The following is a 25546-nucleotide window of genomic DNA, read 5'->3' on the forward strand; positions in this document are numbered from 1 at the left end:
AGTTATAGATTTGTAAAATTTGGCACCAAATATTAAAAAGTTGTAGTATATTTTTTTGCAAGGAAGTAATAAGGTGGAATAAAAAATGGCAGACAACTATAAAAAGCCGTCCAAGGAACTAGACCGTATCGACCGCAACATTCTTAATGAGCTGCAGAAAGACGGTCGTATTTCGAACGTAGAACTTTCCAAACGTGTTGGTCTTTCTCCAACGCCGTGTTTGGAGCGTGTACGTCGATTAGAGCGTCAGGGGTACATTACAGGGTATACTGCGTTGTTGAATCCGCAGTTTTTGGATGCTTCACTATTAGTGTTCGTTGAAATTACGTTAAACCGCGGTGCACCGGATGTGTTTGAACAGTTTAACACTGCGGTTCAAAAACTGGATGATATCCAAGAATGTCATCTAGTATCAGGTGATTTTGACTATCTTCTTAAAACTCGTGTATCAGATATGGGTGCTTACCGTCGATTACTTGGCGATACGCTTCTCCGTTTACCTGGTGTAAACGACACTCGTACATACGTTGTTATGGAAGAAGTGAAACAATCTAACCAGCTTGTGATTAAAACTCGTTAAATTCTTGCAAAGAAAGCGGTATATGCTTCCGCTTTCGGCATTGAGTAATTGGGTTTTTCTCTTTGATATGGTTAAATCAATTTACCGAGCGGCTTTATGCCGCTCGGAATGTTTTGTAATTTCCTATTTCATTTCCATATTCAAGTTGATTTATGTTCAAAGAGAACGCAAAGAAAGTCGAAACCATCATCAAAACCAGTGAAGAGCCTCAGTCTTCACGCTTAAATGGCTTCCAACGCTTGAAAGAGTGCTGCTTTATTGTGGGCGTTCTTAGCTCGGTATTACTTGCTGTAGCGTTATTTACCTTTAGCCCGGCCGATCCTTCCTGGTCCCAAACCGCGTGGGGAGGGGAGATCGATAATGCAGGTGGCTTATTTGGTGCCTGGCTAGCCGATACTCTATTTTTTACTTTTGGCTCATTGGCCTACCCTCTGCCTTTCTTAGTGGCAGCGGCGGCGTGGGTGCTTTGTCGTAAGCGCGGCGAAGACGAGCCAATTGATCTTATGCTTTGGGGGACAAGATTACTTGGTCTTGTTGTCCTCATTATGACCAGTTGTGGTCTGGCCGATATTAACTTCGATGATATCTGGTACTTCTCATCTGGAGGCGTTGTCGGTGACGTCCTGTCGAGTTTGGCACTGCCTACTCTCAACGTACTAGGCACCACGCTAGTTCTACTGTTTTTATGGGGAGCGGGCTTTACTCTTTTTACCGGTATTTCCTGGTTAAACATTGTTGAATGGCTTGGCGATCGTACTCTTGAGTTAGTCAGTGGCATCGCTAATAAACTGAGAGGTTCTGAGCAGGAAATGCTAGAGCCTCAGCTGGATGAGTTTATTGACGATAAAGTGGCGAGAAAACGTGTTGATGACGAACAGGATGAAGAGCTGCTTCCTCATCTTACAGCCTATGATGTCGAAGAGCCTAAACAAGCGCCGCACGAATATCCTATTTACGTACCGCAAACTCAACCGGAATCGCGCCGTTCAAAACCTGTCGCGGATTCGGCCAAACCTGTTTCACCTGCTGCGGAAGAGGCTGCACCTAAACCAGAACCACAAACGCAGGCATTCAGCATGAGTCACGTTGACCCATCTCAGGAACGTACTAAACAGTTGAATGTCACGATTGAAGAGTTGGAAGCCGCTGCTCAGCAAGCAGACGATTGGGCGGTGGAAGCGCAACCCAAACAAACATCAACATCGACACAACATCATGCAGAGCCTACGCGTCCTGTTCAAGATGATGTGGCGGGTGAGCAACCATTCCAAACTGAACCGGATTACTCTGAATATGCTCAGTTTGCGGCGGAGCAAGAACAGCAGACTCCAGCGGAATCGATACCATTTGAAGAACCGATTATCGATAACGCTTCTCTGGATACCATTTCGGATCAAACGGAACCTGGCCAGCATATTGAGCCGACTATTTCTAACTTTGATGTGCTCGATGATGAAGATGAGTATGTTGCTGAGCAACCTGAGGCTGCAGTGTATTCAGCCGCACCTCAACCAGAGCCGTCGGTAGCGCAATCAAGCCAACACACAGGAAACTCTCAACCTTCAACGAGCTCATCCTTTGAGCCCACTTCGGTGGCCGAAGCTGAAGAGGTCGCAGAAGGTGATCAAGACGTGGCTGCATTCCAGGACATGGTTGCTGGTGCACAGGCTAAAGTTGCGGCAACACAGAATCCGTTCTTGATGAAACAGGAAGAAAACCTGCCAGTGCCTGAAGAGCCGTTACCAACACTTGAGCTTTTGTATCACCCAGAAAAACGCGAGAACTTCATTGATCGTGACGCGCTAGAGCAGGTCGCACGATTAGTTGAAAGTAAGCTGGCGGACTACAAAATTAAAGCGGACGTTGTCGGCATTTACCCTGGTCCTGTTATCACTCGATTTGAGCTGGATCTGGCGCCGGGTGTGAAAGTTAGCCGCATTTCTGGCCTTTCAATGGACCTGGCACGAGCACTGTCGGCAATGGCGGTACGTGTTGTGGAAGTGATTCCGGGTAAACCTTATGTCGGCTTGGAACTGCCGAACATGAGTCGTCAGACCGTATTCCTGTCGGATGTCATCAGTAGCCCTCAATTTGAGCAAGCTAAATCGCCGACAACCGTCGTACTTGGTCAGGACATTGCGGGTGAAGCGGTTATTGCTGATATTGCTAAAATGCCTCACGTGCTGGTAGCCGGTACTACTGGCTCGGGTAAGTCGGTAGGTGTGAACGTCATGATCTTGAGTATGCTGTACAAAGCGTCTCCGGAAGATCTGCGCTTTATCATGATCGACCCGAAAATGTTGGAGCTTTCCATTTATGAAGGCATTCCACACCTTCTATCTGAAGTTGTGACAGACATGAAAGATGCTTCTAACGCCCTGCGTTGGTGTGTGGGTGAAATGGAACGTCGTTACAAACTGATGTCAGCACTCGGCGTTCGTAACGTAAAAGGCTTCAATGAGAAGCTGAAAATGGCGGCTGAAGCGGGTCACCCAATACACGACCCATTCTGGCAAGAAGGCGATAGCATGGACACTGAACCACCGCTATTAGAAAAACTGCCATACATCGTTGTCGTCGTGGATGAATTTGCTGACCTGATGATGGTGGTCGGTAAAAAAGTGGAAGAGCTGATTGCACGTTTGGCGCAGAAAGCGCGTGCAGCGGGTATTCACTTGATTCTTGCGACTCAGCGCCCATCGGTTGACGTCATTACTGGTTTGATTAAAGCCAACATCCCAACACGTGTGGCGTTTACGGTTTCCACCAAGACGGACTCTCGTACTATCCTGGACCAGGGTGGCGCAGAATCACTATTGGGTATGGGTGATATGCTTTACTTGCCGCCAGGCTCTAGCCATACCACCCGTGTACACGGCGCGTTTGCCTCAGATGAAGATGTGCATGCTGTCGTGAATAACTGGAAAGCGCGCGGTAAACCAAACTACATTGACGAGATCATCAGTGGCGAACAAAGTCCGGAAAGTTTGCTCCCTGGCGAGCAGATGGAAGCCGACGAAGATGTCGACCCATTGTTTGATCAGGTGGTTGAGCACGTCGTTCAGTCGCGCCGCGGATCAGTTTCAGGCGTTCAGCGCCGCTTTAAGATTGGTTACAACCGAGCAGCTCGAATCGTTGAGCAACTTGAGGCACAAGGTATCGTTAGTGCCCCTGGTCACAACGGTAACCGTGAAGTTCTGGCACCTGCACCGCCAAAAGATTAATGAACTTGTCTTACTCACCTCAGTCCAAATGAGGTGAGTAATATTCGGTCTTTCGACCCCAGTGATAGGTATTTGAATGAAAAAACGATTTTCTGCGAAATTCATCTCCGCGCTTGTTTTAAGCTTCTCTTTATTCTCAACGGTGTACGCCGCATCCCCAAAAACAGAGTTAAGCAAGCGTTTGGCCATTAACGAAGGTTTCAGTGCTGACTTTTCTCAACAAGTCATCAGCCCGGAAGGGGAAACGGTGATGGAAGGGGAAGGGACGGTTGAAATCGCACGTCCGAGCTTATTCCGTTGGAGTACCACATTCCCAGATGAAAACTTGTTGGTGTCTGATGGTAAAACACTTTGGTATTACAGCCCGTTCATCGAGCAGGTCAGTATTTACTGGCAAGAGCAAGCGGCTGAACAAACCCCCTTTGTACTTTTGACTCGTAATCGCGCCAGTGATTGGGAAAATTACAAAGTCTCTCAAAAAGGTAACGAGTTCACACTCATCCCGACGGCAGTCGACTCTACACAAGGTCGTTTCCAGATTAATATCGATGCAAAAGGGATTGTGAAAGGCTTTAATGTGATTGAACAAGACGGCCAAAGAGGCTTGTTCACATTCAGCAATGTAAAGCTTGGAAAACCAAAAGCCAACCGATTCACATTCACGATTCCAAAAGGTGTGGAAGTGGATGACCAAAGGAATTAATAGGTAGTGACGAATTACACACTAGATTTCTCGGGGGACGAAGATTTTCGTCCCCTTGCTGCGCGTATGAGGCCGCAAACGGTCGAGCAGTATATTGGACAGCAGCATATTTTAGGTCCGGGAAAGCCTTTACGTCGTGCGCTGGAAGCGGGCAATATCCACTCGATGATTTTGTGGGGACCGCCTGGTACAGGTAAAACGACGTTAGCAGAAGTTGCAGCGAACTACGCCAATGCAGAGGTTGAGCGTGTTTCGGCGGTGACCTCTGGAGTGAAAGAAATCCGTGCTGCGATTGAGAAAGCGCGAGAGAATAAAATAGCGGGACGCCGAACGATATTATTCGTCGATGAGGTGCATCGGTTTAACAAGTCACAGCAAGATGCTTTTCTACCACACATTGAAGATGGTACGGTTACCTTTATCGGTGCAACGACAGAAAATCCCTCTTTCGAACTGAACAACGCATTGTTGTCTCGGGCGCGAGTATACAAACTGACGTCTCTCAATCAAGATGAGATCGCATTAGCGCTTAATCAAGCGATTAACGATAAAGAGCGTGGCTTGGGGAATACCCCCGCACACTTTGTTGATAACGTTCTGGATCGGTTGTCAGAGCTGGTGAATGGTGACGCTCGCATGTCTCTGAACTACCTTGAGTTGCTCTACGATATGGCCGAAGACAATGCACAAGGCGAGAAAGAGATTACGCTTAAGTTACTTGCCGAAGTCGCTGGAGAAAAAGTTTCTCGCTTCGATAACAAAGGCGATATTTGGTACGATTTAATCTCTGCAGTGCATAAGTCTATCCGTGGCTCTAACCCAGACGCAGCGCTGTATTGGGCGGCGAGAATGATCTCTGCAGGGTGCGATCCCTTGTACATTGCACGCCGTTTACTCGCGATTGCTTCTGAGGATGTTGGCAACGCTGACCCTCGTGCGATGCAAGTGGCGCTCTCTGCATGGGACTGTTTTACGCGTGTTGGCCCGGCAGAAGGCGAACGTGCGATTGCTCAGGCGATCGTTTATCTTGCGTGTGCGCCTAAGAGCAATGCCGTTTATGTGGCGTGGAAACAAGCGCTCACGGACGCGCATAACTTACCCGAGTACGAAGTGCCGCATCATTTGAGAAACGCACCAACGAGCTTGATGAAAGACATGGGCTACGGTGCCGAATATCGTTACGCTCATGATGAGCCGGGCGCGTATGCAGCCGGCGAGCAATATCTGCCACCAGAAATGGGCGATCGTAAGTACTATCAGCCGACAAATCGTGGTCTGGAGACCAAAATCGGCGAAAAGTTAGATTACTTGGCTACTTTAGACGCAAATAGTCCACAAAAGCGCTATGAAAAGTAGGCGTTTTTGGATACATTTATTCGGTAAATTTTTATAGCGTATTAGCAAGATGCTGGTGCGCGATTTCACAACTACAAAAGCATAGGATTAACAATGCTGGATTCTAAATTACTTCGAACTGAGCTGGATGAAACAGCTGCAAAACTGGCACGTCGTGGCTTTAAGCTAGACGTCGAGACAATCCGTAACCTTGAAGAACAACGTAAGTCCATTCAAGTAGAAGTTGAAAATTTACAATCCACGCGTAACTCCATCTCCAAGCAAATCGGCCAAAAAATGGCGGCTGGTGACAAAGAAGGTGCAGAAGAGATCAAGAAACAAATCGGTACTTTAGGTAGCGATCTTGATGCGAAAAAAGTGGAACTTGAGCAAGTGATGTCTCAACTAGAGGAAATCACGCTTTCTGTTCCTAACCTGCCAGCTGACGATGTGCCAGACGGTAAAGATGAAGAAGACAACGTAGAAATCTCTCGTTGGGGCGAGCCAAAAACTTACGATTTCGAACTGAAAGATCACGTTGATCTAGGTGAAATGGGCGATGGCCTGGATTTCGCTAGCGCGACTAAAATCACTGGCGCTCGTTTCATCGTAATGAAAGGTCAGTTCGCGCGTCTACACCGTGCAATCGCTCAGTTTATGCTAGATCTTCATACAGAAGAACACGGCTACACAGAAATGTACGTACCTTACCTGGTTAACTCTGACAGCCTGTTTGGTACGGGTCAGCTACCTAAATTTGGTAAAGACCTTTTCCATACAGAGCCACTTGAAGAGAAAGTAAACGACGAAGAGCCGCGTAGGTTGTCACTTATCCCAACGGCTGAAGTACCAGTAACTAACATGGTACGTGACACGATTTCTGACGAAGCCGATCTGCCACTTAAGATGACGGCTCACACACCGTGTTTCCGTTCTGAAGCAGGCTCTTACGGTCGTGATACTCGAGGTCTGATTCGTATGCACCAGTTCGACAAAGTTGAGTTAGTACAAATCACCAAACCAGAAGATTCAATGGACGCACTTGAAGAGCTGACTGGCCACGCAGAGAAAGTACTGCAAATTCTGGAACTTCCTTACCGTAAAGTGGTTCTATGTACGGGTGACATGGGCTTCGGCGCACGTAAGACTTACGATCTGGAAGTATGGGTTCCTGCTCAAGAAACTTACCGCGAAATCTCTTCATGTTCTAACATGTGGGACTTCCAGGCTCGTCGTATGCAAGCGCGTTTCCGTCGTAAAGGCGAAAAGAAACCTGAGCTTGTGCACACGCTAAACGGTTCTGGCCTAGCGGTAGGTCGTACAATGGTTGCTATCCTTGAAAACAACCAAGAAGCAGATGGCCGTATTGCTATCCCTACAGCACTTCAGAAGTACATGGGCGGCGCAACGCACATCGGTTAATAAGTAAACTGAATAAATACAAAAACCCAGCTTTTGAGCTGGGTTTTTAATATCTAAAAAACAAAATCAGTGGGCGTTGTTGTTATAAAAAACAGTCTTCACGTTGAAGCGCTGTTTCAATCGCGTTTACCAACCTTTCAATGTGTTCTGGCTCGCTGATAAATGGTGGCATCATGTAAATGAGTTTGCCAAACGGACGAATCCACACACCCTGATCAACAAACAGTGCCTGAATCGTTTCCATGTTAACGGGACGATGAGTTTCCACAACGCCTATTGCACCAAGCCAACGTGTATTTTTCACCACATCATATTGTTCTAGCTTGGGTAACAACTCAGAAAAAAGCGTTTCAATTTGCTGAGTCTGCTGCTGCCAGTCTCCTTGCTCGATAAGCTCTAAACTCGCGGTCGCTACCGCGCAAGCGAGCGGGTTTCCCATAAAGGTGGGCCCATGCATAAAGCAACCTGCTTCGCCACCGCAAACCGTATCAGCGACATGTTTGGTCGCAAGGGTGGCGGATAACGTCATATAGCCACCAGTTAATGCTTTACCAACACAAAGGATGTCAGGTTGAATACCGGCATGCTGACATGCGAAAAGCTTTCCAGTGCGTCCAAATCCTGTCGCAATCTCATCAGCAATCAATAGAAGTTCATATTTATCACAGAGTGCTCTGACCCCTTTAAGGAACTCAGGATGATAAATACGCATCCCCCCAGCACCTTGTACGATTGGCTCGAGGATCACTGCGGCAAGTTCTTGGTGATGCTGCTCGATCTTCTGTGCGAAATCAGCCAAGTCGTCGGGGTTCCATTCATCCCAATAACCGCATGTCGGAGAGTCTGCGAAGATGTGCTCTGGCAAAAAGCCTTTGTATAGTGAGTGCATCGAATTGTCGGGATCGGTGACCGACATCGCTGCGAAGGTATCACCATGATAACCGTGCTTTAAGGTAAGGAATTTGGGTCTGCGTTCGCCTTTTGCGTGCCAATATTGCAATGCCATTTTCAGGCTTACTTCTACGGCTACAGAGCCTGAGTCGGCAAGAAAAACGTGTTCGAGATTGTCAGGTGCCAGGGAAAGCAGCTTCTTACATAAATTGATCGCGGGTTGGTGAGTCATACCACCAAACATGACATGAGAAACCTGTTCAATTTGCTGATGTGCAGCTTGGTTTAAATGGGGGTGATTATAGCCATGAATCGTTGACCACCAGGAAGACATGCCATCTACTAATTGGGTTCCATCTTCTAAGCTAATGTATACGCCATGCGCGGAGGCGACGGGATAACAGGTCAGAGGAGTGAGCGTAGAAGTGTAGGGATGCCAGATATGTTGGCGGTCGAAGGCAAGATCCATGTGTAATTCCAAGATTAATGTAGATTAAAAAATAACCAGAAGTAAACTTTTGATTTTGTGCTTATGTTGACAGTTTAACGGGACTCGGTAGACTGTCAACACAACAAAAAAAGTAATCTAAGGAATACACGTGGAAGTACGTCATAACTGGACGCATGCAGAAGTACAAGAGCTAATGGAAAAACCATTTATGGATCTTCTGTTCGAAGCACAGCTTGTTCACCGTCAATACCAGCAAACCAATCATGTTCAAGTTAGCACATTGCTATCAATCAAGACGGGTGCATGCCCAGAAGACTGTAAGTACTGTCCTCAAAGCGCGAGATACACCACAGACATTGAAAAAGAGCGTCTGATGGAAGTGGAGCGTGTCCTCGATGCGGCACAAAAAGCGAAAAACGCAGGTTCTACCCGTTTTTGTATGGGCGCGGCGTGGAAGAATCCGAAAGAGCGTGATATGCCGCATTTGACCGATATGATCAAAGGCGTGAAAGACATGGGTCTGGAAACCTGTATGACGCTGGGTATGCTGACACCTGAGCAAGCGAACCAACTCGCGGATGCGGGGCTTGATTATTACAACCACAATTTAGATACGTCGCCTGAGTTTTACGGCAATATCATCACGACACGCACATATCAGGATCGTTTGGATACGCTATCTCATGTTCGTGATGCGGGCATGAAAATTTGTTCGGGCGGCATCATTGGTATGGGCGAAAGTGCCAACGACCGTGCTGGTTTATTAGTTGAACTTGCTAATCTGCCGACTCATCCAGAAAGTGTACCAATCAACATGCTGGTTAAAGTGAAAGGCACACCGCTTGAAAAAGTCGAAGATGTTGAACCATTTGATTTTATTCGTCTCATTGCTATCGCACGAATCATGATGCCTCAATCTGCGGTTCGCTTGTCTGCGGGACGCGAAAACATGAATGAGCAGATGCAAACACTGTGCTTTATGGCTGGTGCGAACTCTGTTTTCTACGGTTGCAAACTACTGACGACACCAAACCCTTCTGAAGACAAAGATATGATGCTGTTTGATAAGTTAGGCATAAACAGCCAGCAAGTCTCGCAAAAGCCGGATGAAATTGAAGAGAACGAATTGCTTGATCGTGTGGTAGAACGTGTTGCCGCTCGCCCGACAAAAGACGACCTTTTCTACGATGCCAGCGTTTAAATCTCGTATCGAATCAGCTCTCGCGCAGCGTAAAGAGCAGGGGCTGAATCGTTCAATGAATCTAGTGTTTGCCGGTAACCAGTCCACTCTGGAACATGCTGGTAAACGCTATATTAATTTTTCGAGCAATGATTATCTTGGCTTGGCCAATGATCAAGCGTTGATTCGTGCCTGGCAGCAAGGGTTGAGTGTTTACGGCAGCGGAAGCGGTGCTTCACCGATGGTGACCGGGTTTAGCGCTGCACACAGTAATTTAGAAGCCGCACTGACCGAGTGGCTCGGTTTTGAACGAGCCGTATTGTTTGGTTCAGGCTTCAGTGCTAACCAGGCATTATTATTTACCTTATTGGAAAAGTCAGACGTTCTGCTACAAGACCGGCTCAATCACGCTTCTTTAATGGAAGCGGGGGCATTGTCACCGGCTAAGATGAAGCGTTTTAAGCATAACGACATGTCGCACCTCAAATCGTTTCTCGAGGCCAATCATAATCATCTTGTGGTGACGGAAGGTGTGTTTAGCATGGATGGCGATTGCGCTCCTCTTGAAGAGATAGCCACACTGACCCGATCGAATGACGCTTGGCTGGCAGTGGATGATGCTCATGGCATTGGTGTACTTGGCGACACCGGCGGTGGATCTTGTGAGAAGAGCAATATAAAACCAGATATTCTCGTGGTCACATTTGGCAAAGCATTTGGCATTTCCGGTGCGGCTATTCTTTGTGACCGAGTGACGGGTGACTTCCTGACACAATTCGCACGACATCATGTCTATTCGACAGCCATGCCTCCTGCTCAAGCGTATGCCTTAACGCATGCCGTTTCTATTGTTCAAGAACAAGGTTGGCGGCGCGAGAAGCTTGCAGAGTTGAGCGCTTACTATAAGCAGTGCTTACAAGGCAAGAGCGGCTTTGTTGAAACGCTAACACCGATTAAACCTTTTCTTACAGGCGACGCAGAACAAGCGTTAAGTGTGGCAGACTCTTGTCGCAAAAATGGCCTCTGGGTAACGGCGATTCGACCACCTACGGTTCCGGCAGGGACATCCCGGTTACGTATCACCTTGACGGCTAATCACACCAAAGATCAAATCAAAACGTTGTCACACGCACTTGAACAAGCACTAGGAGCGCAGTAATGAATCAAGCAGAACAGCGAGATCTGGCGCTTGACGGTCAAGATAAGAGTGCTATCGCTATTTCATTCGGTAAAGCCGCCGATACCTATGATGCACATGCAGCCTTTCAACGGGATGTCGGACACCGATTATTAGCGCGGCTTCCGGAAGATTTATCAGACAAACGCATTTTAGATCTCGGTTGTGGAACCGGATATTTTTCTGAATTACTCCAACAACGCGGTGCCGAAGTCGTTTGCGCAGATATCTCTCAAGAGATGCTAAATAAAGCCCAGCAACGATGTGGTGATGAAAGAGCAAGCTATGTGTTGGCTGACGCAGAGAATTTGCCTTTTGATGATCATAGTTTTGATTACGTCTTCTCTAGTTTGGCGCTGCAGTGGTGCCGTGACTTAAGCGACCCGCTACGTGAAGTGCGTCGAATCCTGAAAGAGGGGGGAGCCGGCTTTTTCTCTACTCTTGTCGATGGTTCACTTTTCGAACTACGTGAATCATGGAAAAAAATTGATGCATATCAACACGTCAATCACTTTGTAACGATCAATCAGGTAAAAATTGCGTTGGCGCAAGCTCACTGCAATGACCATCATCTAGACTTGACCTCCATCACAGTTTGGTACGACTCTGCGTTTTCTGTGATGCGGGATCTCAAGGGGATAGGAGCAAACCACGTCAGTGGACGTTCTCCTGCACTCACGAGCCGCCGTAAACTTATGCACGTAGAGCGCGCGTACCAAGAATTCAAAAACAATAAAGGTCTTTTACCTGCAAGTTATCAGGTTTGTTTTGGAGTAATACATCTATGATTGATGCTTTTTTTATTGCTGGTACGGATACTGATGTAGGAAAAACGGTAGCGTCGAAAGCTATTCTGCAAGCGTTAGCGGCAAAAGGGTTAAACACCATTGGCTATAAGCCAGTGGCAGCAGGCAGCGAAAAGACTGAGCAGGGGTGGCGTAACTCAGATGCGTTGCATTTACAAAAAGCAGCGACGCTAGAAGTCGCTTATGACGATATTAATCCGTACGCGTTAGAGCTTCCAACTTCACCTCATATCGCCGCGAAGCATGAAAATACTGAGATAAAATACGAGGTCTTAAGTGAGAAATTAGCTCACCACAAAGAGCAAGCAGATATTGTCTTAGTTGAAGGTGCTGGTGGTTGGCGTGTTCCAGTTTCTGATACAGATAACCTTTCCACTTGGGTGCAACAAGAACAGCTTCCGGTGGTTTTGGTCGTTGGTATTAAACTGGGTTGTTTAAGTCATGCTCTATTGACCGCAGAGGTGATTCGGGCTGATGGCTTGAACCTAGTCGGATGGGTAGCAAACCGCATTAATCCAGGCACTGAACATTACGCAGATATTATCGCAATGCTGGAAGATCGCTTAGAAGCGCCGAAATTAGGCGAGATTCCGTATGTTCCAAGTGCTAAGCGTAAAGAGCTTGGAAAGTTCATTAACATTGATCCTCTGCTTCAGTGTTAATCATTTAGTTCAAAAACCGAAAGGGCTGCACAATGCAGCCCTTTCTTTATTCGATAACCTAAGCCAGGTTTATTTTTCGTTACCTAGGCCCATCAGCGCGTGTTGAGTTTCTGCAACACGGCTAGCCATGTGATCATCAGTCGAAATACCTAGTTGTTGCTTTGCCTCGTCCTCTGAGATACCTAGGTGACAACGTAGTAAATCGATAGCCATTTGATAGTCGTTCGTTTCTACCATGATTTTTTCCCTCAAGACATGGAATCTTTAAGCCACTCGGCTTTGTTAAGCGTTTAGAGTAAGCTCGGTTTTCGTTCATCTGAGTTGAATTTAGCATGCTCATTCAATCGGACAATAAGACCAAAGTCTAAACCTAGTCTAAAATACTGTTTTTAGGCTATAAAAATTTACGAATTATTTCAGCTGAGAAAACAAATGTTGCAATTTATTGCTTAACCTTGTTTTTAACATCGATAGACTATATCTATAACGCAACGGAGCACGAAACCAAGTGGGATCGGCTTTTACAACAATAAGCTTCCTCGGAGAAAAGTAATGAAGCGAATTATGTTATTCCTGGCAACTAACCTGGCCGTCGTGCTGGTACTTAGTGTTGTTCTGAATATTGTTTACGCGACAACTGGAATGCAGCCGGGCAGTCTGTCTGGACTGTTGGTCTTGGCTGCGGTCTTTGGTTTTGGTGGTGCACTGATTTCGTTAATGATGTCTAAAGGCATGGCACTGCGTTCGGTTGGTGGTATGGTTATCGAAAGTCCACGTAACGAAACAGAGCATTGGTTACTAGAGACCGTTGGTCGTCAAGCGCAACAAGCAGGCATTGGCATGCCAACGGTGGCCATCTATGACTCGCCAGATATCAATGCCTTCGCGACAGGCGCGAAGCGTAATGACTCTTTAGTTGCGGTTTCTACCGGTCTGTTACATAACATGACTCGCGATGAAGCCGAAGCGGTGTTGGCCCATGAGGTAAGCCACATCTCGAATGGTGACATGGTCACAATGACACTGATGCAGGGCGTCGTGAACACGTTTGTGATCTTCTTGTCTCGTTTTATCGCCAATATTGTGGCATCTAATGATGATGAAGAAGGCCAGGGCTCAAACATGATGGTGTACTTCGGTGTCTCTATGGTGTTAGAACTGGTGTTTGGCTTCTTAGCAAGCTTCATCACCATGTGGTACAGCCGTCATCGTGAGTTCCATGCAGACGCGGGCGCAGCGCATCTGGTCGGCAAAGAGAAAATGATTGCTGCGCTGGAGCGTTTGAAAATGAGCCAGGAGTCGAAGTTAGACGGCACCATGATGGCGTTTGGTATCAACGGAAAGCAGTCTCTGACAGAGCTACTAATGAGCCACCCACCACTGGACAAGCGTATTAACGCATTACGTAGTCAACAGTACTAATCGAATAATTTTCTGAAAAGGCTTGGTTTTTACCAAGCCTTTTTTTCGTCTGCCTGATCGCCACCTTCCTGATTCACGTATTTAGTCTAATGACACAAAGTTATACAAAATAATTTTTGTACAACTTTGATCGATTAGTCTATGTTGTACGTATCATATTTTTGTACAACATTCATGATTTAAGGTGCGTAGTAGGAGCAACGAAATGGAAATACGGTCTGTCGTCGATGTTTACCAGCAGCTCACCAAAGAAAACTTACATTTGCTGGAAGAGATTTATCACCCTGACGTGGTGTTCGAAGACGCAGCGCATCGTTTGCAGGGCAGGACTGAGCTCTATCAATACTTCCAGTCACTCTACAACAATGTTATCCGCTGCGACTTTGATATTCATGAGCATCAACAGGTAGGAGAAAGTGGCTTTATTACCTGGACCATGGAACTACTGCACCCCAAGCTCCAACAAGGTTCACCTATTGAGGTTAACGGCGCGTCTCATCTCAAGTTCTCTGACGGTCAGGTCATCTATCACCGTGACTACTTCGATCTCGGAGAGATGCTCTATGAAAACCTACCGCTTCTTGGAGCAGTGGTAAAAATGGTGAAGCAGAGGATCGGACAATGAGTGGTTCTATTTTGATTACCGGTGCGACATCTGGGATTGGTAAGCAGCTGGCTCTTGATTACGCAGACTCAGGTTGGCGAGTGATCGCTTGCGGGCGAAACGAAGGTGTACTTGATGAATTGAGTAAACATTCTTCGCTGATTGAAACGCTTCGTTTTGATGTGACAGATTACGACCAAACCAAGCAAGCGTTGTCGTCACTTAACGTTGTCCCCCAAACCTGGGTTTTTAATGCTGGTGATTGTGAGTATATGAATAATGGTGAGGTTGACGCGAAACTTTTGGCGCGGGTAATGAACGTCAATGTAATTGGCGTAGCGAACTGTGTCGAAGCTTGCCAGACCTATTTTGAGTCAGGCCACCGCATCGTAATTGTGGGTTCGATTGCCTCAGAAGTCGCGCTACCGAGAGCTGAAGCCTACGGGGCATCAAAAGCTGCAGTCAGTTACTTCGCGCGGACTTTAGCGTTAGATGTCGAAAGAAAAGGCATACAAGTGGTGACGGTTTTTCCGGGCTTTGTTGAAACGCCTCTGACCGACAAAAACACCTTTGAAATGCCGATGATCATTTCTGTTAAGCAAGCCTCTGACTCAATCAGAAAGCAGCTTTCCGCCAATAAAAGTTTTATCTATTTTCCCGCGAGATTTACCAGCATTCTCCGTTTCATTTCGTTACTGCCATACCGCTGGCAAGCACGCTTAACGCGTAAACTTGTGTCGTAAAAGGAATAAATATGAAAATCGCAATTATAGGCACTGGGATATCCGGACTGACGTGCGGTTATTACTTGCACAAAGAGCATGACATCACTCTATTTGAAGCGAATGATTACATTGGTGGACACACGGCAACCGTTGATGTGACTGTTGATGGTCAAGACTATGCCATTGACACCGGTTTTATCGTCTATAACGACCGGACTTATCCTAATTTCATCAAGATGATGAACGAGGTTGGTGTGGAAGGTATACCGACTGAAATGAGCTTCAGCGTCCGCAACAATAGTAACGGGTTAGAGTATAACGGGCATACGATTTCGACACTTTTCGCTCAAAAGCGTAACTGGGTAAATCCGAAGTTCTATCGTTTTATTTTTGAGATCCTTCGCTTTAATAAGTTAGCAAAATCGTTTGCTGGAAAAGAGGAGACAAACACGAAAACGCTGGGTGAATTCCTCGATGAACACCAGTTTAGTCAATTCTTCACTGATAACTATATTCTTCCTATGGGCGCGGCGATCTGGTCTTCGACACTCGCAGACATGCGTGCATTCCCGCTGATGTTTTTCTTGCGCTTCTTCTTGAATCATGGGTTGCTTGATGTGACGAACCGACCTCAATGGTATGTGATCAAGGGTGGCTCTCGTGCTTATATTCCGCCGCTTACCAAAGGCTTTGCTCAACATATTCGTCTCAATAGTCCAGTTGAGAGTGTCACTCGAACAAAAGACCGTGTGCTTTTGCGGGTAAATGGAACCACAGAATGGTTCGATGAAGTCATCTTCGCGTGCCACAGCGACCAGGCAATGAAAATCCTCAGTGAACCGTCCGCCGAGGAGCAAAGTATTCTCGGTAATATGGCTTATCAAGCGAATGAAGTGGTTTTACACACCGATTCGAGTTTACTGCCGAAACGCAAAGCGGCATGGGCTTCCTGGAACTATCTGTTAGAAGGATGTGAAGGGGAAAAGCAACGACTTCCATCACTGACCTACAATATGAATATACTCCAGCACGTGGATGCTGGCCCAAACACTTTTTGCGTTACGCTGAATAGTACAGACCAAATCGATTCGAGCAAAATATTGCGCAAGTTTACTTATGATCATCCGGTATTTACAACTGATTCCATTGCCGCTCAAAAAAGAAAGGATGAGATTCAGGGGCTGTCGAATATTTGGTTTTGCGGGGCCTATTGGTACAACGGTTTTCACGAAGATGGTGTACGTAGTGCATTAGATGTGGTGAAAGCGCTGGGAAACAAAACCAGAGAACAGTCTGTGGCGACTCTACAGAAAGGGGCGGCGTAATATGGTTAGCGGGATGAACAGCCGGTTGTTTATCGGCAATGTAAGGCACCGACGATTTACGCCCGTGTTGCATGAACTGAACTATTCGTTATTTATGCCGGCGATTGATCTCGATGAACTTGGTGAGCTCGAAATCAATGTGTGGGGGTTCGGTACCCGCTGGTGGCACTGGGCGAGATTTAAGCGCAGTGACTATGTCGGTGAAGGAAACCTTAAGCAGGCGGTACAAGACAAGCTGGAAAACCTCACAGGCGTACGATGCCGTGGCAGAGTCATCGCGGTTTGTCACTTGCGTTATTTAGGGCTCTATTTTAGTCCGGTTAATTTCTATTATATTTATAACGAGCGGGGTGAATGGAAATACTTGTTGGCCGAAGTGAGTAATACACCTTGGAATGAGCGTCATTATTACGCTATTTGTGCTGATCAGGAAGATGAGCAGTTTGGCTGGAAGCAAGAGAAAGCATTTCATGTCTCCCCGTTTAACCCGATTGACCAACAATACCTGTGGAAGATTAAACCGTTGACCGACAAGCTCAATATCCACTTGGAGTGTCACAAAGACGGTAAGCATTTTGATGCCACAATGGCGATGAAAGCGAAGGTTCTATCAAGCAAAAGCCTGATGAAATGCTTAGTTGTGACACCAATCCAAACGGTAAAAGTGGTATTTGGGATTTACTGGCACGCATTAAAGTTATGGAGAAAAGGAGCACCTTTTTATTCTCATCCTAAATACTCAGCTGAAAGTAAAACAAAGCCAGAGAATAAAAATAACAAAAGAGATAACAAGGAGAATTCTGCATGTTGAATAGTAGTAGTGCAATCACATTACCGCGCGAACTGACTACAACTCAAAAAGCGGCTCGCAGAGTGATCGTTCAATGTTTGAAAAAAATGGAATTTGGTTGCTTAACCTTAATAGAGAGCTTTAATTCAGACACGACACAAAGAAGTGAACGTTTTACTGCACCTGATGGGTCGTATAACGGTCAGCCGGTTGTTGCTACCATCGAAGTGAAACATCCCGGTTTATACTCGCGCCTATTACGAGGTGGAAGTATCGCTGCGGGTGAGGCATACATGGATGGCTGGTGGGACAGCCCGGATCTCACTGCACTTATGAAGCTGATGGCGATCAACATGCGTGCATTAGACCAAATAGAAGATCAGGGTAGCTGGATAACCAAGCTATTTTACAAAGTCAGCCATTGGGCTAACCGCAACTCACAAGAGAATTCTCGAAAAAACATTCATGCTCACTATGATCTGGGTAACGAGCTGTATGAGTCATTCCTTGATAGTGAAATGCTTTATTCTTCGGCGCTATTTCACCAAGATAACGAGTCTCTAGAGCAAGCTCAGATAAATAAGATGGATCGTCTTTGTCAGCAGCTCGATTTAAAGCCATCTGATCACGTTATTGAGATTGGTACGGGGTGGGGCGCGATGGCGATATACATGGCAGAGCAATATGGTTGTCAGGTAACCACCACCACCATTTCAGACGAGCAGCATGCTTACACCAGACGTAAGATTGAAGAGAAAGGCTTAGCGGATAAAATCACCTTGCTCAAAGAGGATTACCGAAATCTGAATGGTACGTATGACAAACTGGTTTCGATTGAGATGATTGAAGCGGTGGGGAAAGCGTTTTTGCCGTCCTACATCAAGAAGTGCGAATCACTGCTCAAACCAGGTGGTTTAATGGCTATTCAGGCGATTACGATTGCCGATCAGCGTTATGAATATTACAGCAATAACGTCGACTTTATTCAGAAGTACATTTTCCCGGGTGGTTTTTTACCTTCTGTTACCTCGCTTACGCAAGCCACTACCAAGTATAGTGATCTGGTTGTGCGTGACCTGTTCGATATTGGCCTCGACTACGCGAAAACGCTCAATGAATGGCACCGCCGATTTAATATCGCCGAGAAACAAGTTCGTGCGCTTGGTTATGATGACCGATTTGTACGTATGTGGCGCTATTACCTGAGCTACTGTGAGGGTGGGTTTTTGGCCCGAAGCATCAGTACCGTGCACATGACTTTCCAGCGTCCGTAATTCGTCATGAAAATATTGCTTGCTTCAACCTGGTTTCAACTGTGCTGGTTTGCGGCGGTACTCGGTACCTATCAGTTGCAATGGCTTACCGTTTGTTTTACGTTGGTCACCATTGCCTATTGTGCCTTACGCGATGCGGCTGCATTGAAACCCATCGCTGTGATCACTATGTTCGGGCTTGCCCTTGATAGTATTAACCAACAGTTTTCTCTTCTGATCTTTCCAACCTTATGGTTACCACTCTGGTTGTTCTGCTTGTGGGTGATGTTTGCCTGGTATGCCTGTCAACTTAAGACCGTTTTGTATCGTTTCCCTAAAACTTACGTATCAATAGTAGGCGGCATCGGAGGAGGGGCCAGTTATTTTGCAGGTTACAAACTCCAAGCCGTGGATTTTGGTTATGACGTTATTGTCACTCTGGTGATTTTATTTATCGAGTGGTTCGTCGTAACGCTACTGATACTCAGGGTGTATGGAAATGAGAAGCTTACAGGGAAATTTAACCAACAGTCTAACTAGTGTATTGCTCGTTATCGGTTTAACTATGTCTGGTCCCTTGTATGCACAGAGCGTGGGTGCCGATACGACCAAGGTAAGCACGGCGGACTGGCGACAATGGAAAACGGTTGGCCAGGCAAAATTAACCTGGTTTATCTTTGATATCTATGAATCACGTTTACGAGCGCCGGATGGACGCTATCAGGTGAGTGCGGATGTGTCGCCTCATCCTTTTGCGCTTGAAATCTATTATCAGCGTGATGTAACAAAGCAGCAGTTGCTTGAGGTAACAGAAGAGCAATGGCAAAAGCTCGGTGTGAATCAGCAGCGTCGTCAACAATGGCTTTCAGAGCTAAATGAGATGTACCCGAATATAAAAAAAGGTGATGAACTCGCTTACGTAACCGACGGGAAATCGGGTCACCTTCTTTATCGTCGTGCCGGAGAGGTTTCTCCGGTAACGGTGGGCTATGTTGAGGATGAAGGGCTGAACGATGCTTTTCTCTCCATTTGGTTGTCTCCAAAGACTGAGTTTCCGAAACTTCGTAAACAATTGATAGGGCAGGTGAGATAGTGAATGTTTTTAAACGCTTAATCATTGTGACGGTGAGCGTCGTTACCATTTTTATAAGTTCATGCTCCGCAGACATAGACAATTATCAGACCACCACACCTAGTTTTGATCTGTTTGGTTATTTTGAGGGCAATGTGAAAGCGTGGGGAATGGTGCAAGATTATACCGATCAGCAAACCAGACGATTCGAAGTGGATATTGTTGGCACAGTAAAAGGCAATGAACTGACCCTAGTGGAGGATTTCGTATTCGATGATGGCGAACTAGACCAACGAATATGGGTGATTACCAAACTGGAAAATAATCGTTATCAGGGAAAAGCGGATGATATTGTTGGCGTGGCAACTGGCCAAGAGCGAGGGAATGCATTGCAGTGGCAATATGATTTTGAGTTAAAAGTTGATGACGACACCTTTACGGTCGCTTTTGATGATTGGCTTTATCGCCAGGATGAGAAACACGTGTTTAATCTGACCAAAATTAAAAAATTCGGTGTAGAAGTGGGGACCATCACGTTATTCTTTCAAAAACAGTAAACCTGGGAACCCTTGGTCACTGTTACAGGCTTAGAGAAATAAAAAAGGTTGATGCTCTCACATCAACCTTTTTCGATTTGGAACCTAGAACCTAGAACCTAGAACCTTACAGCTTATCAGTTAGTTCGATTGCCTGACCGATGTAGTTTGCTGGCGTCATTTCTTTCAGACGTGCTTTTTCGTGCTCAGGAATCTCTAGACCATCGATAAACACACGCATCGCTTCACCGTCTACACGCTTACCACGAGTTAGCTCTTTTAGCTTTTCGTATGGTTTTTCGATGCCGTAACGACGCATGACTGTTTGTACTGGTTCAGCCAGCACTTCCCAGTTTTGGTCTAACTCTTTAAGTAGAGCTTCACGGTTAACTTCTAGCTTGCTGATACCTTTCAATGTAGAAGTGTATGCAATCACTGCGTAGCCAACACCAACACCCAGGTTACGTAGAACCGTTGAGTCAGTCAGGTCACGCTGCCAGCGAGAGATAGGCAGTTTTTGCGCTAAGTGGCCAAATACTGCGTTCGCAAGACCTAGGTTACCTTCAGAGTTTTCAAAGTCGATTGGGTTAACTTTGTGTGGCATTGTTGAAGAACCGATCTCTCCAGCAATGGTTTTCTGCTTGAAGTGGCCTAGTGCAATGTAACCCCAAATGTCACGGTCAAAATCGATAAGGATTGTGTTGAAACGTGCAACTGCGTCAAACAATTCTGCGATGTAATCGTGTGGTTCGATTTGAGTCGTGTATGGGTTCCAGGTTACGCCTAGCGATTCAGTAATGAACTCTTCAGAGAACTTGTGCCAGTCTAACTCTGGGTAAGCCGACAGGTGTGCGTTGTAGTTACCTACTGCACCGTTGATTTTCGCTAGGATCTCAACGTTTTCGATCTGCTTGTATTGACGTTCCATACGGTACGCCACGTTAGCCATCTCTTTACCCATTGTTGATGGAGAAGCTGGCTGACCGTGTGTGCGAGACAGAAGTGGAATGTCACGGTGTTCAACAGCAAGTGCTTTGATTGCGTCGATTAGGTTGCGGATTTCTGGAAGAATTACCGTCTCACGCGCTTCTTTCAGCATTAGCGCGTGTGAAGTGTTGTTAATGTCTTCAGAAGTACATGCGAAGTGGAAGAACTCGTTAACTGCATGTAGTTCAGGAACATCAGCTACTTTTTCTTTTAGGAAGTACTCAACCGCTTTTACGTCGTGGTTAGTTGTGCGCTCGATTTCTTTGATTCGGCGCGCATCTTCTTCAGAGAAGTTTGCAGCAAGGTCGTCTAGGAATTGGTTCGCTTCTGCGCTGAATGCTGGCACTTCTGCGATTTCAGCAGTAGCAGCTAGCTTTTGTAACCAGCGGACTTCAACGATAGTACGGTATTTTAGTAGACCGTATTCACTGAAAATTTCGCGTAACGCAATTGTCTTACTTCCGTAACGGCCGTCTACTGGTGAAACAGCAGTCAATGCTGACAGTTCCATGATGTTCTCCTGAATTGGGTTTCTAAATTTCGTGAGCGTTATACCAATAACTGTGGCAATTGTCACGAACATTGCGCAAACGTTTGCGCGAGAGTGATTGTATTCTAAAAAACGAGCTCGCGATAAACGCGAGCTCGTGGTTGTTATTCTTACATGCGGGCCAACAGGATCTGTGCCTGTTCGACCATTTTCTTGCGACCAAAAATCAAGTGGCGACGCTTGCCACCAACCTGACGCCAAAGCACAGCACTACGAATACCGGATAATAGCAGAGCACGTACTTTATGCTGGATTGAGGTTTGTTGTAGTACTGCAGGCGTACCCGTAACTTGAATACGCGGACCAATCGGGCTGACCACATCCAGATAAATGCTTGCCAGGTTGCTGATCATTTGATCGTCCATCAACTCGAAGTGGTCGGTTTGACGCTGTGCCATCTGGATTCGATCACCAAGTTGCGACATGGCGTCGTTGCGTGCCGTCAATTTACGTTCCAATGCCATCAGACTGATGATATAGCGAGTAAGCTCGCTGCCAGATGGCGTGCTATCAATGCCTTTAACCAGACACTCCAGACCGAGCTTCAGGTCGGCTTCACGACCAAATACACCAATCGTGTTGGCTGGGCTGGTGTTCAAAATAGCGTTAATGGATGTTTCAAAGGCATCTTGATCACAATGTCCGTTTTTCGCAACTTGTTGAACCAAAGCAACAGCTTGGCAAATGCCAGCAAACGCGATAGTACGGTCATAAAGTGTATTCGCCACGTAACAACTCCTAAGCTTGAGAATATTTAATGCGTTGTTCGATGATACCGCCACCCAGACAAACGTCTTCTTTATAGAATACAGCGGATTGACCCGGAGTCACTGCAATTTGTGGCTCATCAAAGATCACTTTAATGTTCTCATCATCGATAGGGATGATTGTACAAGGAATATCTTGCTGACGGTAACGAGTTTTTACCGTGCACTTCATAACATCGCGAATTGGCTCACGATCTACCCAATGCAGTTGTGACGCAAGTAGACCTTCTGATTTTAGCATCGGATGGTCTTTACCCTGAACCGCAATCAGTACGTTACGTTCAAGATCTTTCTCTCCAACAAACCATGGGTCTTCATTACCACCACCGCCTTTACGGCCGCCAATATGCAGACCTTTGCGTTGACCTAGCGTGTGGTACATCAAACCTTGGTGCTGGCCAATGACTTCACCTTCTGGCGTTTCGATGTTGCCTGGTTGAGCTGGCAGGTAACGGCCTAAGAAGTCAGTAAACTTGCGCTCTCCGATAAAGCAGATACCAGTCGAGTCTTTCTTCTTCGCTGTAATTAGACCTTGTTCTTCCGCGATACGGCGTACTTCAGGTTTTTCCAGATCACCAACCGGGAACAGGCTGCGCGCAACTTGTTCGTGGCTTAATGTGTATAGGAAGTAGCTTTGGTCTTTGTTGCTATCCAAGCCACGTAACATTTGTGGCTTCTCCTGTTTTTCACCAGGTAAAGAGCTTTCTGGGAAAGAACGGCGTACGTAGTGGCCCATTGCAATGTAATCTGCATCCAGAACTTCGTCAGCAAATTCAAGGAACGCTTTAAACTTAATTTCTTTGTTACAAAGAATGTCTGGGTTTGGCGTGCGACCGGCTTTGTACTCGGCAAGGAAGTACTCAAATACGTTATCCCAGTACTCTGCAGCAAAGTTAATGGTGTGTAGGTGGATGCCAAGCTTGTCACATACTGCCTGAGCGTCGGCTAAATCTTCTGCTGCTGTGCAATATTCTTCGTTGTCATCTTCTTCCCAGTTCTTCATGAACAGGCCTTCTACTTGGTAGCCTTGTTGCTTTAGAAGATACGCAGAAACAGAGGAATCAACGCCGCCGGACATACCGACGATGACTTTCTTTTGGCTATTGTCAGACATTACTAAACACCACTTAAATAAACGGGACGCAGATTCTACCAGAATCCAGTGACCGGTGACAGTTCCGAGATCGAAATCACACTTCGATTTTGCTGTCTTTTTCGTCAACAGCACCACCAAATAGTAATTTCATAAGTATAGAGAGGATATATATGGCATAGTTGCCAAAAATCCAAGAGGTAATATCAAGATGACGGAAGAAAACCAATTTATGCAAGAAGCTGAGTTAATTGAGATTGTTGAAAACCAGCTAGAAGATGGCAATCCGATTAAAGCCAAAGAAACACTGATGCGATTAATGATGACGGGGACGCCCCGTGAAGACGCAGTGGCAATGATGGCTTGCGCGATGTCGATTGAAGTATTTGATGTGATGAAAAACGAAGGTGAATTTAATCTGAATCGCTATAGCGAGCACCTGGATCAACTGCCAGATTTAAGCTTTATGGAAGGTGAATAAGTCGCCGTAAATAAAAAATAGAGGGGCAAACGTTTGCTATAATCGCTTTTATTGCCGCCGTATTATTCGCGGTATAGAATCCGTTTTCCTTTCCATCCCTTACTCAGACTAACAATATGAAATTTCCTGGACAACGCAAATCCAAGCATTATTTTCCTGTTCATGCTCGCGACCCATTAGTCAGTCAAGCACAAGAAAGCAAGAAGATGACGCGTACTCACATCATCGGTATTGATCAAACACTGGTCGATATTGAAGCCAAAGTGACGACTGATGTGATTGAAAAATACGGTTTGAGTAAAGGTCACTCTTTAGTGATTGATGATGCAACAGCAGAAGCGCTTTATCAGCATTTAAAACAAGAGAATCTCATCACCAACGAATACGCTGGTGGTACGATTGGCAATACGCTGCATAATTACTCGGTTCTTGCTGATGATCGTTCTACCTTGTTGGGGGTGATGAGCCAGGATATTAAAATTGGCAGCTACGGCTACCGTTATTTGTGTAATACATCCAGCCGAATGGATCTGAACTACCTTCAAGGTGTTAATGGCTCAATAGGGCGTTGTTTTGCTCTGATTACAGAAGACGGTGAACGTACTTTTGCTATCAGCGAAGGTCAGATGAACCAACTTCATCCCGATAGCATCCCAGAGAAAATCTTCAAAAATGCGTCTGCGCTTTTATTGACGTCTTACCTGGTGCGTTGCAAAGAGGGCGACCCAATGCCGGAAGCAACCATGAAGGCGATCGAGTACGCGAAAAAGTATGATGTGCCGGTTGTGCTGACATTGGGAACTAAATTTGTAATCCAGGACGATCCTCAATATTGGCAAGCGTTCATTCGTGACCATGTTTCTGTTGTCGCAATGAATGAAGATGAAGCCGAAGCACTGACTGGTGAATCTGATCCTTTAGCGGCATCAGACAAGACGTTGGATTGGGCTGACTTGGTATTGTGTACTGCTGGACCTGTTGGTTTATTTATGGCGGGTTATACAGAAGATAGTGCTAAGCGCGAAACGACGTTACCATTGCTGCCAGGATCCATTGCAGAGTTTAACCGCTATGAATTTAGCCGACCTGCACAAAAAGAAGCGTGTGAAACACCGGTTAAAGTGTATTCTCATATTGCACCATATATGGGTGGCCCGGAAAAAATTAAAAATACCAATGGTGCAGGTGATGCGGCTTTGTCTGCGATTTTGCACGATATGGCGGCAAATAAATACCATAAAGAAAATGTGCCTAATTCAAGTAAGCACACGAATGAGTATTTAACTTACTCTTCTTTTTCACAAGTTTGTAAATACGCAAACCGTGCGAGTTATGAAGTTCTTGTTCAGCATTCTCCGCGTCTTTCTCGCGGCTTGCCAGAACGAGAAGATAGTTTAGAAGAAGCATATTGGGAACGTTAATTTAGTCAAAGTTAACAGTTCATTTACAAATGTAGAAATGGCACATAATGATATGTGCCATTTTTATTTGTCTAATAGATACAAAAAAG

The 25546-nt window shown here is 46.0% G+C and carries 25 protein-coding genes; 20 read left to right on the forward strand and 5 right to left on the reverse strand.

Features of this window, described 5'->3' with window-relative positions:
• Window positions 1-85: 85 nt before the first annotated feature.
• The 5 genes from lrp (at window position 86) to serS (ending at window position 7264) form a co-directional block, all read left to right on the forward strand.
• Complete coding sequence (gene lrp / locus RXX31_RS05280; RefSeq protein ID WP_317588050.1) at window positions 86-580, forward strand: leucine-responsive transcriptional regulator Lrp; 495 nt, start codon at window positions 86-88, stop codon at window positions 578-580.
• A gap of 152 nt (window positions 581-732) precedes the next feature.
• The gene (locus RXX31_RS05285; RefSeq protein ID WP_317588051.1) at window positions 733-3804 is read left to right on the forward strand and encodes a DNA translocase FtsK; all 3072 of its coding nucleotides are present in this window, start codon (window positions 733-735) and stop codon (window positions 3802-3804) included.
• Between the two features lie 76 nt (window positions 3805-3880).
• Window positions 3881-4507, forward strand: coding sequence for an outer membrane lipoprotein chaperone LolA (lolA, locus tag RXX31_RS05290; protein WP_317588052.1), 627 nt, complete (start codon window positions 3881-3883; stop codon window positions 4505-4507).
• A 6-nt stretch (window positions 4508-4513) separates the two neighbouring features.
• Window positions 4514-5863: a replication-associated recombination protein A gene (locus RXX31_RS05295; RefSeq protein ID WP_317588053.1), complete on the forward strand. Its 1350-nt coding sequence runs from the start codon at window positions 4514-4516 to the stop codon at window positions 5861-5863.
• A 93-nt stretch (window positions 5864-5956) separates the two neighbouring features.
• On the forward strand, window positions 5957-7264 hold the full coding sequence (gene serS / locus RXX31_RS05300) for a serine--tRNA ligase (RefSeq protein ID WP_317588054.1): 1308 nt from the start codon (window positions 5957-5959) through the stop codon (window positions 7262-7264).
• A gap of 82 nt (window positions 7265-7346) precedes the next feature.
• On the opposite strand, the gene bioA is transcribed toward serS, so the two are convergent.
• Window positions 7347-8624, reverse strand: a complete 1278-nt coding sequence (bioA, locus tag RXX31_RS05305) for an adenosylmethionine--8-amino-7-oxononanoate transaminase (RefSeq protein WP_317588055.1) — start codon at window positions 8622-8624, stop codon at window positions 7347-7349.
• Window positions 8625-8754: 130 nt separating this feature from the next.
• On the opposite strand from bioA, the gene bioB reads away from it, so the two are divergent.
• The 4 genes from bioB to bioD are packed head-to-tail and all read left to right on the forward strand — an operon-like array spanning window position 8755 to window position 12431.
• A complete protein-coding gene (gene bioB / locus RXX31_RS05310; protein WP_317588056.1) occupies window positions 8755-9807 on the forward strand; it encodes a biotin synthase BioB in 1053 nt (350 codons plus the stop codon).
• Window positions 9794-10945 carry an 8-amino-7-oxononanoate synthase gene (bioF, locus tag RXX31_RS05315; RefSeq protein WP_317588057.1) on the forward strand — a complete coding sequence of 384 codons (1152 nt, stop codon included), beginning with the start codon at window positions 9794-9796 and terminating at the stop codon, window positions 10943-10945. Before bioB ends, bioF begins: the two co-directional genes overlap by 14 nt.
• Window positions 10945-11751, forward strand: a complete 807-nt coding sequence (bioC, locus tag RXX31_RS05320) for a malonyl-ACP O-methyltransferase BioC (RefSeq protein WP_317588058.1) — start codon at window positions 10945-10947, stop codon at window positions 11749-11751. Before bioF ends, bioC begins: the two co-directional genes overlap by 1 nt.
• A complete protein-coding gene (gene bioD / locus RXX31_RS05325) occupies window positions 11748-12431 on the forward strand; it encodes a dethiobiotin synthase (protein ID WP_317588059.1) in 684 nt (227 codons plus the stop codon). The genes bioC and bioD overlap by 4 nt, the downstream gene beginning before the upstream one ends.
• A 69-nt stretch (window positions 12432-12500) precedes the next feature.
• On the opposite strand, the gene RXX31_RS05330 is transcribed toward bioD, so the two are convergent.
• Window positions 12501-12668 (reverse strand): hypothetical protein, encoded by a 168-nt coding sequence (locus RXX31_RS05330; RefSeq protein WP_317588060.1) that lies wholly within the window; start codon window positions 12666-12668, stop codon window positions 12501-12503.
• Between the two features lie 315 nt (window positions 12669-12983).
• Between RXX31_RS05330 and htpX the strand changes: the two genes are divergently transcribed.
• The 9 genes from htpX to RXX31_RS05375 all read left to right on the forward strand — a co-directional run bounded on the left by htpX (window position 12984) and on the right by RXX31_RS05375 (window position 20179).
• Window positions 12984-13853, forward strand: coding sequence for a protease HtpX (htpX, locus tag RXX31_RS05335; protein ID WP_317588061.1), 870 nt, complete (start codon window positions 12984-12986; stop codon window positions 13851-13853).
• A 205-nt stretch (window positions 13854-14058) separates the two neighbouring features.
• The gene (locus tag RXX31_RS05340) at window positions 14059-14478 is read left to right on the forward strand and encodes a nuclear transport factor 2 family protein (protein WP_317588062.1); all 420 of its coding nucleotides are present in this window, start codon (window positions 14059-14061) and stop codon (window positions 14476-14478) included.
• A complete protein-coding gene (locus RXX31_RS05345; protein ID WP_317588063.1) occupies window positions 14475-15200 on the forward strand; it encodes an SDR family oxidoreductase in 726 nt (241 codons plus the stop codon). Before RXX31_RS05340 ends, RXX31_RS05345 begins: the two co-directional genes overlap by 4 nt.
• A gap of 11 nt (window positions 15201-15211) precedes the next feature.
• A complete protein-coding gene (locus tag RXX31_RS05350; RefSeq protein WP_317588064.1) occupies window positions 15212-16507 on the forward strand; it encodes an NAD(P)/FAD-dependent oxidoreductase in 1296 nt (431 codons plus the stop codon).
• A gap of 1 nt (window position 16508) precedes the next feature.
• Window positions 16509-17318 carry a DUF1365 domain-containing protein gene (locus tag RXX31_RS05355; RefSeq protein ID WP_317588065.1) on the forward strand — a complete coding sequence of 270 codons (810 nt, stop codon included), beginning with the start codon at window positions 16509-16511 and terminating at the stop codon, window positions 17316-17318.
• On the forward strand, window positions 17312-18571 hold the full coding sequence (locus tag RXX31_RS05360; protein ID WP_317588066.1) for a cyclopropane-fatty-acyl-phospholipid synthase family protein: 1260 nt from the start codon (window positions 17312-17314) through the stop codon (window positions 18569-18571). The genes RXX31_RS05355 and RXX31_RS05360 overlap by 7 nt, the downstream gene beginning before the upstream one ends.
• A 6-nt stretch (window positions 18572-18577) precedes the next feature.
• Entirely contained in the window at window positions 18578-19090 is a 513-nt protein-coding gene (locus tag RXX31_RS05365; protein ID WP_317588067.1) for a DUF2878 domain-containing protein, read from the forward strand.
• The gene (locus RXX31_RS05370) at window positions 19050-19643 is read left to right on the forward strand and encodes a chalcone isomerase family protein (protein WP_317588068.1); all 594 of its coding nucleotides are present in this window, start codon (window positions 19050-19052) and stop codon (window positions 19641-19643) included. The genes RXX31_RS05365 and RXX31_RS05370 overlap by 41 nt, the downstream gene beginning before the upstream one ends.
• On the forward strand, window positions 19643-20179 hold the full coding sequence (locus RXX31_RS05375) for a DUF3833 domain-containing protein (protein WP_317588069.1): 537 nt from the start codon (window positions 19643-19645) through the stop codon (window positions 20177-20179). The genes RXX31_RS05370 and RXX31_RS05375 overlap by 1 nt, the downstream gene beginning before the upstream one ends.
• A gap of 106 nt (window positions 20180-20285) precedes the next feature.
• Here RXX31_RS05375 and purB read toward each other — a convergent pair whose 3' ends face one another.
• The 3 genes from purB to mnmA form a co-directional block, all read right to left on the reverse strand.
• Window positions 20286-21656, reverse strand: a complete 1371-nt coding sequence (gene purB / locus RXX31_RS05380) for an adenylosuccinate lyase (protein WP_317588070.1) — start codon at window positions 21654-21656, stop codon at window positions 20286-20288.
• A gap of 149 nt (window positions 21657-21805) precedes the next feature.
• Complete coding sequence (hflD, locus tag RXX31_RS05385; protein WP_014231478.1) at window positions 21806-22423, reverse strand: high frequency lysogenization protein HflD; 618 nt, start codon at window positions 22421-22423, stop codon at window positions 21806-21808.
• A gap of 10 nt (window positions 22424-22433) precedes the next feature.
• Window positions 22434-23576 (reverse strand): tRNA 2-thiouridine(34) synthase MnmA, encoded by a 1143-nt coding sequence (gene mnmA / locus RXX31_RS05390; RefSeq protein WP_317588071.1) that lies wholly within the window; start codon window positions 23574-23576, stop codon window positions 22434-22436.
• A gap of 190 nt (window positions 23577-23766) precedes the next feature.
• Between mnmA and RXX31_RS05395 the strand changes: the two genes are divergently transcribed.
• Window positions 23767-24036 (forward strand): hypothetical protein, encoded by a 270-nt coding sequence (locus tag RXX31_RS05395; RefSeq protein ID WP_317588072.1) that lies wholly within the window; start codon window positions 23767-23769, stop codon window positions 24034-24036.
• A 116-nt stretch (window positions 24037-24152) separates the two neighbouring features.
• Window positions 24153-25457: an inosine/guanosine kinase gene (locus tag RXX31_RS05400; protein WP_317588073.1), complete on the forward strand. Its 1305-nt coding sequence runs from the start codon at window positions 24153-24155 to the stop codon at window positions 25455-25457.
• The last annotated feature ends 89 nt before the right edge of the window (window positions 25458-25546 follow it).

The organism is Vibrio sp. EA2, assembly GCF_033042495.1.
In the GTDB taxonomy this organism is placed as follows: Bacteria; Pseudomonadota; Gammaproteobacteria; order Enterobacterales; family Vibrionaceae; genus Vibrio.

Bases quoted from the DNA above. Each gene is read 5' to 3' on its own strand.
- lrp (WP_317588050.1), top strand. From the start codon at position 86: ATGGCAGACAACTATAAAAAGCCGTCCAAGGAACTAGACCGTATCGAC.
- RXX31_RS05285 (WP_317588051.1), top strand. From the start codon at position 733: ATGTTCAAAGAGAACGCAAAGAAAGTCGAAACCATCATCAAAACCAGT.
- lolA (WP_317588052.1), top strand. From the start codon at position 3,881: ATGAAAAAACGATTTTCTGCGAAATTCATCTCCGCGCTTGTTTTAAGC.
- serS (WP_317588054.1), top strand. From the start codon at position 5,957: ATGCTGGATTCTAAATTACTTCGAACTGAGCTGGATGAAACAGCTGCA.
- bioA (WP_317588055.1), bottom strand. From the start codon at position 8,624: ATGGATCTTGCCTTCGACCGCCAACATATCTGGCATCCCTACACTTCT.
- bioF (WP_317588057.1), top strand. From the start codon at position 9,794: ATGCCAGCGTTTAAATCTCGTATCGAATCAGCTCTCGCGCAGCGTAAA.
- bioC (WP_317588058.1), top strand. From the start codon at position 10,945: ATGAATCAAGCAGAACAGCGAGATCTGGCGCTTGACGGTCAAGATAAG.
- bioD (WP_317588059.1), top strand. From the start codon at position 11,748: ATGATTGATGCTTTTTTTATTGCTGGTACGGATACTGATGTAGGAAAA.
- RXX31_RS05330 (WP_317588060.1), bottom strand. From the start codon at position 12,668: ATGGTAGAAACGAACGACTATCAAATGGCTATCGATTTACTACGTTGT.
- htpX (WP_317588061.1), top strand. From the start codon at position 12,984: ATGAAGCGAATTATGTTATTCCTGGCAACTAACCTGGCCGTCGTGCTG.
- RXX31_RS05340 (WP_317588062.1), top strand. From the start codon at position 14,059: ATGGAAATACGGTCTGTCGTCGATGTTTACCAGCAGCTCACCAAAGAA.
- RXX31_RS05345 (WP_317588063.1), top strand. From the start codon at position 14,475: ATGAGTGGTTCTATTTTGATTACCGGTGCGACATCTGGGATTGGTAAG.
- RXX31_RS05350 (WP_317588064.1), top strand. From the start codon at position 15,212: ATGAAAATCGCAATTATAGGCACTGGGATATCCGGACTGACGTGCGGT.
- RXX31_RS05355 (WP_317588065.1), top strand. From the start codon at position 16,509: ATGGTTAGCGGGATGAACAGCCGGTTGTTTATCGGCAATGTAAGGCAC.
- RXX31_RS05360 (WP_317588066.1), top strand. From the start codon at position 17,312: ATGTTGAATAGTAGTAGTGCAATCACATTACCGCGCGAACTGACTACA.
- RXX31_RS05365 (WP_317588067.1), top strand. From the start codon at position 18,578: ATGAAAATATTGCTTGCTTCAACCTGGTTTCAACTGTGCTGGTTTGCG.
- RXX31_RS05370 (WP_317588068.1), top strand. From the start codon at position 19,050: ATGAGAAGCTTACAGGGAAATTTAACCAACAGTCTAACTAGTGTATTG.
- purB (WP_317588070.1), bottom strand. From the start codon at position 21,656: ATGGAACTGTCAGCATTGACTGCTGTTTCACCAGTAGACGGCCGTTAC.
- mnmA (WP_317588071.1), bottom strand. From the start codon at position 23,576: ATGTCTGACAATAGCCAAAAGAAAGTCATCGTCGGTATGTCCGGCGGC.
- RXX31_RS05395 (WP_317588072.1), top strand. From the start codon at position 23,767: ATGACGGAAGAAAACCAATTTATGCAAGAAGCTGAGTTAATTGAGATT.
- RXX31_RS05400 (WP_317588073.1), top strand. From the start codon at position 24,153: ATGAAATTTCCTGGACAACGCAAATCCAAGCATTATTTTCCTGTTCAT.